Raw genomic sequence first — 9150 nt, 5'->3', positions numbered from 1 at the left:
CGTTGGCACATGCAAGGAGCGCAACGCCGAGTGGCCCGTCCTGGCATACCTTCCCTTCGGGTTGTCGTGCAAAGGGGCCGTCTGCGGCGTTGCCCACGCTTGCAAGGCCAAAGCCTTGCTGCGCGCGGGCGCCTTGCATCCAGCCCCTTGGCACGGCAACGCGATCCCCGGAAGTAGTGTGAACAGGCCTTAAGCCGGCACGGCGTCCACGTTCGCGCGGTCCCAGTGCCGGTGCTTCGCGATCGCGGCGACGAAGTCTTGCGCGATCTGGGTGGCGCCCGCGGTGTCGCCGAGATTGGTGACCGGCGTCTCTGCCACCACCACCCCGGCGGGCGCATTCTTCGCATCGGGCTCGATGCCGAGCGTCGCGAGCAGCTTGACGCCCTCGCCCACGGTGCAGATGGCCTTGCAGTGCTTGTAGGCTTCCAGGACGAAGTGCACTGCATCGCCGTTGCGCGACAGCGCCTCCGCACCCTGCGCGCCGGCCGGCACGAGCACCGCGTCGAACATCACCGAAGGCATGTTGACGAAGGTCGCGTCGACATCGAGTTGCCGCTTGGACAGGCTCGCCACCGTGCCCAGTTGCGGCCCCACCACCTTGCATTGCGCGCCGGCCTTCTCGATGGCTTCCCGGATGGGCTTGAGCGAGGCTGAATCGATGCCGTCCGCGACGAGGATCGCCACCTTGCGTGTCTTCACCGAACCGTCGCCGGTGTCGACCATGCGAAGCGCCGGCGATTCGTCGATCGGCATCGTGATGCGGTGCTCGCGAAATCCCGCGCGACCCGCGGCAGCCTTCGCGTCGGGCGCGTTGATGCCGAGCGGCTCGGCGACACGCCGCGCCAGCTTCTCGTCGACGTGCGCCAGGTTGTCGACCATGCGCTGCCGGATCGCCGGCACCTCGACCTTCGACAGCTCGAAGCGGAAGCCCGCGATGATGTGCTCCTTCTCGGCCGCGCTCTGGCTGTTGAAGAAGAGCCGGGCCTGCGTGAAGTGATCGTCGAACGAGGGGCTGCGCCGCCGCACCTTGGGCGACTCCAGCGCCTCGGGAAAGGACTGGAAACCCGCTTTGCCGCCGTCGACCCGGAACTCCTTGCCGTCGCCCAACGAGTTCGGCTCGTAGGCCACCTGGCCGCGCGCGATGGTCTGGCGATGCATGCCGTCGCGCTGGAAATTGTGGAAGGGGCACACGCCCTTGTTGATCGGCAGTTCATGGAAGTTCGCGCCGCCGAGCCGCGAGATCTGGGTGTCGGTGTACGAGAACAGCCGCCCCTGCAGCAGCGGGTCGTTCGTGAAGTCGATGCCCGGCACCACATGGCCCGGATGGAACGCGACCTGCTCGGTCTCGGCGAAGAAGTTGTCCGGATTCCGGTTGAGCACCATGCGCCCGATGCGCTGCACCGGCACCATTTCCTCCGGAATGATCTTGGTCGGATCGAGCAGGTCGAAGCCGAAGGCATGTTCCTTGTCCTGCGGAATCATCTGTACCCCGAGCTCCCATTCGGGGAAGTCGCCGTTTTCGATCGCTTCCCACAGGTCGCGGCGATGGAAGTCGGCATCCTTGCCCGCGATCTTCTGCGCCTCGTCCCATGCCAGGCCGTGGATACCGAGCTTGGGTTTCCAGTGGAACTTGACGAAGTGGCTCTCGCCGCGCGCATTGACGAGGCGGAAGGTGTGCACGCCGAAGCCCTCCATCATGCGCAGGCTGCGCGGAATCGCGCGATCCGACATCGCCCACATCAGCATGTGCGTGGACTCGGGCATGAGCGAGGCGAAGTCCCAGAAGGTGTCGTGCGCGCTCGCGGCCTGCGGCATCTCGTTGTGCGGCTCGGGCTTGACGGCGTGGACGAGGTCGGGGAACTTGATCGCATCCTGGATGAAGAACACCGGGATGTTGTTGCCGACGAGGTCGTAGTTGCCCTGCCGCGTATAGAACTTGACGGCGAAGCCCCGCACGTCGCGCACCGTATCGGCGGATCCTCGTGAGCCTGCAACGGTCGAGAAGCGCACGAAAACGGGCGTTTTCACGGCGGGGTCCTGCAGGAAGTCGGCGCAGGTGAATTGCGACATCGACTTGTAGACCTCGAAATAGCCGTGCGCCGCGGAGCCCCTGGCGTGGACCGCACGCTCGGGAATGCGTTCGTGATCGAAGTGCGTGATCTTCTCGCGCAGGATGAAGTCTTCGAGCAGCGTCGGCCCGCGCACGCCGCCGCGCAGCGAGTTGTGGTTGTCCGGAATCTGCACGCCCTGGTTCGTGGTGAGTTGGGCGACGCTGTCGACGGTGAAGGCTTCCAGTTGCTCCTGCTTGGCGCCATTGCCGTCGCTCTGCTTGGGGCGCCGGGCGGCGGCCTTGTTCTGGTGCGTCATCGGGAGGTTCCTTCGGGGTTCGGAGTAGCTGTCGGGTGGTGACAGGACAGGAGAGGAAAGCTTAGGTGCGGCCGATGCCGCGCGCCGTAGTGACCGCGCGCCGCGACGTGTGGGAGCGGCCAGTCGTCGACGGTAGGACCGCGCCGACGAATGACCCCACTGGCGTCGGCCTACGCGGCTTCGCGCCATCGTCTCGTCATCCGCGTTGACGCGAGAGGAATAGGATGGACCGCGTCATGACCGGGCACCGAACGTGCTTGATCCCCCATCCACCTCCCTCAACGTCAGCGAATCATGCTCATCAAAATCGGTTTCGACATCGAACTGGGCATCACCCCACCCACCGCGCTGATTTACATGCTGCGCGTGCATCCCTCGCGCATGCAGGACATCCAGCCCGGGGAAAGCATGACGATTTCCCCGCCGTTGCGCACCGACTTCTACGCCGATGCCTTCGGTAACCACTGCGCCCGCGTGGCGATACCGCTCGGGGTGAGCAAGGTGCGCCTGCAGAGTGAAGCGGTGGTCTTCGACACAGGCTTGCCGGATCCGGTGACAAGAGGTGCCGTCGAGCATGCACCCGCCGATCTCCCGACGGCGATGCTCCAGTTCCTGCTACCGAGCCGCTATTGCGAAGTCGACAGCGAACTGCTGCAGCTCGCGTGGAGCCTGTTCGGCGGCGTGCCGAACGGATGGCAGCGCGTGCAGGCGATCTGCGACTTCGTGCATCGGCACCTACGTTTCGACTACCAGAGCGCGCGGGCCACGCGCACGGCGCTGGAGGCCTATCGCGAGCGCGTCGGCGTGTGCCGCGACTTCACGCACCTGGCGATCACGCTGTGCCGCTGCATGAACATCCCGGCACGTTACGTGACGGGCTACCTCGGGGACATCGGCGTGGCGCCGAATCCCTCGCCGATGGACTTCAGCGCGTGGTTCGAGGTCTACCTCGGCGATCGCTGGCACACCTTCGACGCGCGTCACAACGTCCCGCGCATCGGCCGCATCGTGATCGCACGCGGCCGAGACGCCGCCGATGTGCCGATCACGATGGTGTTCGGTACCAGCACGCTGGAGCGCTTCGAAGTGACGACGGATGAGGTGCTGCCGCAGCCGGCGTTTGCATGAGCCTTGTCAGTGGGTCAGGCCGACGTGCAGGTAGCCGTTGTGGATGCTGGGACTGCCCATGAGGACGTAAAGACCCTTGCCTTGCATCGCAAAGGCAATTCCCGTCGCCTGGCCCACCGTCACGCTCGCCTTCTTCCACCCCTGGGGTTCCGTGGTGGAGGGATCGGAGAGGGGGTAGCTCTCGCTGCTGCTGCTGCCGTCGAGCGCCTTGCTGGCCACGTCGATCGACGTCGGGCCGATGCTGTACTTGCTCCAGTCGCCCATTTCGCTGCCGCCGTACGCAGTCGAAGTCGGCCATGAAGTGGCGCTCGGCACGCCGACGCGGAAGACGTGATTCGCTGGCGTGAGCGCATCCGCGCCGGATTCGAGCAGCACGTTCTCTCCGGCGATGCGGGCCACCGCGAAGACGAGCTTGTCGTTCGCATCGGCGTCGTTCGTGAAGGTCCAGTGTCCTCCTGCATCTGCGGTGGCAGAGGCGGTGTAGTGGACCAGCGTCTTCCCGCTCCCTGTGCAGTTGGCGAGATTCGACAAGGTGCTGGTTTCGTTGCACTGGTCGAGGCCGGTGCCCTGGCCCGAAATCTTCACTTCATGCAGGCGCGAGCTGAGTTGAGGGAGCGAATTTCCCGATCCGGCCGTCAGCGTCAGGTCCAGGCGGTTGTACAGCCCGTCGAGCTGGGTCTTGTCGGTCACCAGCGAACGCGTGGCGACGAACGGAAGCGACTCGCTGATGTTGGCGTTGTTGGCGAACGGGAGAGGCAAAGGCGCAGCGCCGACGAGCGCATCCGCCGAGACGCGAAAACGCGCGTTGTTGGAGGTCGCCAGCTTGGTAAGCACGTCGACCATGACGTACGTGCCGGCCGTGTCAGGGTCGACCACCAACGTGCCTGAACGAATCGTGGCGCCTGTGCCGTCGAGAAGGGCGTACTGCTTGAGGTCGAAGTCGACCTTGAACTTGAACTCCGCGCCGGCACCACTGAACACTTGGTAGGTGCCGTTGCGGGGGTCGGCAGCAGGCACCTCCGGCGTGGTCTGCGCGTTTCCTGTCGCCTGGGTGTTTCCGGTGGCCGAGCCGCCCGGCGCCTGAAGCGAAAAACCGGTACTGCCACCGCTGCTACCGCCGCCGCAAGCGGCAAGACTCAAGATCAAGATCGTCGCGCTGGCGACGGCAAAAGGTGCCCTCATCGTCAATTGCTCTTTCGTGTGTTGTTGTGGCGCCGGTGCGTCAGACTGACGATCACCTGACCAACAGATCGTAGGTTCTGCAACAACTTGTCACACGAAAATGCGCGCCGATATCCTCAAGAGTGATGAGAGAAAGTTGCATTTCTGCAACGCAGCGGCGAGGCGGAACCGCTTAGCCGGGCGCGTAGCCCAGCCGCTTCATCGCCGCGCCCAGGGCGGTCCGGCTCTTCTCGTAGTGGGCCCACGGAGAATTGCCGGCCGGGAGGCGGCGGCCAATGTTCTTCACCGTCCACTGCGAAGCGCTTTCCAGCCCGGACAGTTCGTCCCATGCGACCGGCACCGACACACCCAGCCCCGGACGCGAACGTGCCGACCAGGCGCACGCCGTGGTCGCGCCGAAGCCGTTGCGCAGGTAATCGACGAAGACCTTGCCCACGCGATTGCGCGGCCCGCTCTTGGCAACGAAGCGGTCCGGAATGGTGCCGGCCAGATGCTGAACGACGGCCTGCGAGAAGCCTTTGACGGCATCCCAGTCGTAGCTTCGGCGCAGCGGCACCACCACGTGCAGGCCCTTGCCGCCGCTGGTCTTGAGGAACGCCGGCAGGCCCAGTTCGTCGAGCAGGGTCTGCACCAGCAGCGCGGCTTCCTGGATGCGCGGCCATCCGACACCTTCGCCGGGGTCGAGGTCGAAGGTCATCCGGTCGGGCTTGCCGATGTTGTTCGACGTCGCGTTCCAGGTGTGGAACTCGATCACGTTCATCTGCGCCGCCGACAGGAGGCCATGCTCGGTGTCGATCTGCAGCAACGGATCGTGGCCCGGATCGAAAGCCGGATCGAGCAGTTTCACACCGGGCAGTTCGCTGTTCTTCATGTGCTTCTGGAAGAACAGTTCACCGCCCACGCCGTCGGGCGCACGCACCAGCGCCACCGGCCGGGCCTTGAGGTGCGGCAGGATGAGTTCGGCGACCTCGGCGTAATAGGCGACAAGCTCGCCCTTGGTGATGCCGCTCTCCTTGTCGATCACGCGGTCGGCGTGGGTGATGCGCTGTGCCATGGGTTTCGAGGCTCCTTTGCGTTCCGTGTCCGCCGCCATCGGCATCGGCACCAGCGCTGTCTCGCGCCGGATCTTCGCGGCCGGCTTGTCGGTGCGAAGACCCTGGAAGGCGGAATGGCGAATGCGCCCGTCCTGCGTCCATTCGCCGAAGGACACCTCGCACACCAGAACCGGCTTCACCCATTGCGCCTTGACGCCCGCAGGCCGGGTCTCGAAGGGACACTCTGCCGCGTGCACCTCGTCGAGCTTCGCCTTGATGTCGGCCAACCGGCCTTCGTCGAAACCCGTTCCGACGTTGCCGCAATACTGAAGCGCGCCCTTGTCGTCGAAGACGCCCAGCAGCAAAGAGCCGAAGCCGGATCGCGATCCCTTGGGTGCGGTGTAGCCGCCGATGACGAACTCCTGCCGCCGCTGGTTCTTGAGCTTGATCCAGTCCGGCGACCGGCGTGACACATAGTCCGATCCCTTGCGCTTGCCGATGATGCCCTCGAAGCCGATCCGCGCTGACGAAGCGAGCAGATCGCGCGGCGCAGCATCGAAGGCGTCGCTGAAACGCAGCGAAGCGGGAGGCTTTTCCCCCAGCAACCGGGCCAGCAACGCACGACGCTCCTCCAGCGGAACACGCCGGAGATCGCGCCCGTCGAGAAAGGGCGCATCGAAGAGCCAGCAGACGATCGACGAGGTCGAGCCGCTGTCGAAGGCGTTCTGAAGTGCCTGGAAGTCCGGCGCACCGCGCTCGTCGTCGACCACGATCTCGCCGTCGAGCCATGCCGAGCGCGTCGGGAGCTTGGCGAATGCCTTGGCCAGCGCAGGCAGTTTCGATGTCCAGTCGTTGCCATTGCGTGTGATGCACTGGACCTTGTCGCCGTCGATGCGGGCCAGGATGCGGTAGCCGTCGAACTTGAGTTCGTACAGCCAGTCGTCCGGATTGGCCGGCGCTGCCGAAGCCAAGGTCGCGAGTTCAGGGGCGAGCATCGCAGGCAATGCTGCCTTGCGGCCGGGCAAACCTGCCGGCGGTTCAGCGGCGGTTTTGCGTGCGGGCGTCCTTGCGGTCTTCGTCTTCTTCGCGGCGGCTTCCGGCTTCCGCTCGTAGGTGACCGGCGGCGGGCTGTCGACCCCTCGACCGGTGATCACGCTGTCGGGTTCGGCCTCCACCACGTCGTAGTCCGTCAGCTTGCGCGCCTCGCCGTCGCGCTCCTTGATCAGCAACCAGGGTTCCTGCTTCTCACCGTTGCCGTGCATGCGCACCAGCGTCCAGTGCCCTCGCAACTTCTTGCCGCGCAATTCGAACTTGAGCTTGCCCTCGGCCAACGACTTGCGCGCATCGCCGAGCGCCGCCCACTCGCCGCGGTCCCAGACGATCACCGTGCCGGCGCCGTACTGCTTCGGCGGAATGGTGCCTTCGAAGCTGGCGTACGAGATCGGGTGGTCTTCGACGTGCACCGCCATGCGCTTGACGGTCGGATCGAGGCACGGCCCTTTCGGCACGGCCCAGCTCTTGAGCGTGCCATCGAGCTCCAGCCGGAAGTCGTAGTGCAGGCGGCTCGCGTGGTGCTTCTGCACGACGAAGGACAGCGCCCCGTTGCCCGCCTTGCCGCCCGCCTGCGGTTCCGGCGTCTTCTTGAAATCGCGCTTGCGGTGGTAGGGCGCCAGCGCTTCGCGTTCGGTCTGCCGGGCCACGGTCGCGCAGCCTCAGGCCGTCTTGCGGCGCGACGCCGACTTGGTGGCGGCCGCCCGCTTGCGCGGCGCGCGCTTTGCGGTGGCCTTCGCGGGCTTGCTCTCGCCCTTGCGCAGGCTGCGCTGGAGCAACTCGGTGAGGTCGAGGATCCGGGCGCCGCCCTTTCCCTCAGCGGTCTCTTCAGGCTCGGGTTGCGTCACTTCCTTGCCCTCGCCTGCTTCGGCCTTCTCATCCACGAGCTTCATGATCTCGTCCTTGAAGGAATCGTGGAAGTCGTCCGGGTCCCACTCTGAACTCATGTCATCGACGAGCTGCTTCGCCATCTTGAGTTCACGCTCGGTGAGGCCCACCTGCTTCGCGCTTTCGGAAGGCAGGGGCAGGTCTTTCCATGGCCGGATGTCAGCGCCCCACCGCAGCAGGTTCAGCACCATGCCCGGTCCGGTCGGCACGAGCACGGCCAGATGCTGCCTGGTCTGGATCACGACGCGCGCCACGCCGATGCGGCCGGCCCGCTTCAGCGTTTCGCGCAGCAGGGCGTAGACCTTGCCGCCGCGATTGATCGGCGCGACGTAATAGGGTCGCTCCAGGTACACGAAGGGAATGCCGTCCGCCGGCACGAAGCGCTCGATCTCGATGGTCTGCGTCGTCTTCGGATAGGCCGCCGCGATCTCCTTGTCGCTCAGCACCACGTACTCCCCTTTTTCGACCTTGACGCCCTTCACGATCTGCTCACGCGGGATCTCCCGGCCGGTCTTCTTGTTGATGCGCTTGTAGCCGACGGGATCCATGGTGCGCTTGTCGAGCCAGTCGAAGTCGATGCCGTGATCGACGGTGGCCGAATAGAGCGCCACGGGAATGTGGACGAGGCCGAAACTGATCGCGCCCTTCCACAGGACGCGCGGCGCGGGAGCTTTCTTGGATGCGGGCATGGCGAATCTCCAGGCTGGCACCCTAGTTTGCACCGGCGCGCGCCGATGTAGGCGTGCGGCGCCGGAAAACGTCGGGAGGATTGCACCATGGGGCCATTGCGCTGCCTGGGCGCATCGACGAGACTGCGCGGGCTTGCACGTGGTTCCCACCGGAGGAGATGTCCCGATGATTCCCATTGCCCGGCCTTCGAGCGCAGCAGCGCTGCTCGCCTTGCTGCTGGCCGCCTGCAGCAGCTCCCCGACGACGACGTCCTCCACATCGGGGACCGCGCAGGAAAGCGCCGCGCCGCTTCCACCCGAGGAAGCGCAAAAGCGCCGGTCGGAAATCTTGGCGATGCGCGACAAGACACTGTCGGACCTGTTTGCGGAGAAGCCGCAGGCGCGAGACGAACTGAAAAAGGCAGCCGGCTACGCCGTCTTCGATTCGTCGCAGCTCAACGTCTTGCTGGTGATCGGGGCGCGCGGCCGTGGCGTGCTCGTCGACAACGCCACGCAGACGCCGACCTACATGGTGGCGGCGCGAGCGGGAACCGGTCCCGGCCTCGGCTACAAGAGCTTCCGGCAGGTGATGATCTTCAAGAACAAGGCCGTGATGGACCAGTTCCGCACCGCGGGCGCCGATGTCTCGGCGTCGGCCGACGCCACTGTCAAGCTGGGGACGAGCGCCGCGACGTCGGCCGACCTCTCGACCTCCTTCAACCCCTACATCACGATGTACGACATGACGGATCGCGGGGTCCTGCTGCAGGCGAACTGGGGTGGCGCGGCCTATCTGCCGGATGCGCAGTTGAACCAACGCTGAGCGCTTGCGC

General features: G+C 65.6%; 5 protein-coding genes and 1 pseudogene. 2 read left to right on the top strand and 4 right to left on the bottom strand.

Annotated features, from left to right (window positions below; genetic code table 11):
- Positions 1–189 precede the first annotated feature (189 nt).
- A pseudogene (katE, locus tag AC1DN9_RS16625) lies at positions 190–2574 on the bottom strand (catalase HPII); the annotation flags it as partial.
- Between the two features lie 87 nt (positions 2575–2661).
- Between katE and AC1DN9_RS16620 the strand changes: the two are divergent.
- Positions 2662–3495 (top strand): transglutaminase-like domain-containing protein, encoded by an 834-nt coding sequence (locus tag AC1DN9_RS16620; RefSeq protein ID WP_478102046.1) that lies wholly within the window; start codon positions 2662–2664, stop codon positions 3493–3495.
- A 6-nt stretch (positions 3496–3501) separates the two neighbouring features.
- Here AC1DN9_RS16620 and AC1DN9_RS16615 read toward each other — a convergent pair whose 3' ends face one another.
- The 3 genes from AC1DN9_RS16615 to ku form a co-directional block, all read right to left on the bottom strand.
- Positions 3502–4677, bottom strand: a complete 1176-nt coding sequence (locus AC1DN9_RS16615; RefSeq protein ID WP_478102044.1) for a hypothetical protein — start codon at positions 4675–4677, stop codon at positions 3502–3504.
- A gap of 172 nt (positions 4678–4849) precedes the next feature.
- A complete protein-coding gene (gene ligD / locus AC1DN9_RS16610) occupies positions 4850–7411 on the bottom strand; it encodes a DNA ligase D (RefSeq protein ID WP_478102042.1) in 2562 nt (853 codons plus the stop codon).
- 12 nt (positions 7412–7423) lie between these two features.
- Positions 7424–8338: a non-homologous end joining protein Ku gene (ku, locus tag AC1DN9_RS16605; RefSeq protein WP_478102040.1), complete on the bottom strand. Its 915-nt coding sequence runs from the start codon at positions 8336–8338 to the stop codon at positions 7424–7426.
- A gap of 166 nt (positions 8339–8504) precedes the next feature.
- Here ku and AC1DN9_RS16600 point away from each other — a divergent pair, with 166 nt between their 5' ends.
- Positions 8505–9140, top strand: a complete 636-nt coding sequence (locus AC1DN9_RS16600; protein WP_478102039.1) for a lipid-binding SYLF domain-containing protein — start codon at positions 8505–8507, stop codon at positions 9138–9140.
- Positions 9141–9150 lie beyond the last annotated feature (10 nt).

Source organism: Variovorax sp. 05L425, assembly GCF_056397705.1.
This window is presented reverse-complemented; position numbering and strand designations above follow the sequence as displayed.

Excerpts from the sequence above, each read along its gene's own strand:
- AC1DN9_RS16620 (WP_478102046.1), top strand. The coding sequence starts at position 2,662 with ATGCTCATCAAAATCGGTTTCGACATCGAACTGGGCATCACCCCACCC.
- AC1DN9_RS16615 (WP_478102044.1), bottom strand. The coding sequence starts at position 4,677 with ATGAGGGCACCTTTTGCCGTCGCCAGCGCGACGATCTTGATCTTGAGT.
- ku (WP_478102040.1), bottom strand. The coding sequence starts at position 8,338 with ATGCCCGCATCCAAGAAAGCTCCCGCGCCGCGCGTCCTGTGGAAGGGC.
- AC1DN9_RS16600 (WP_478102039.1), top strand. The coding sequence starts at position 8,505 with ATGATTCCCATTGCCCGGCCTTCGAGCGCAGCAGCGCTGCTCGCCTTG.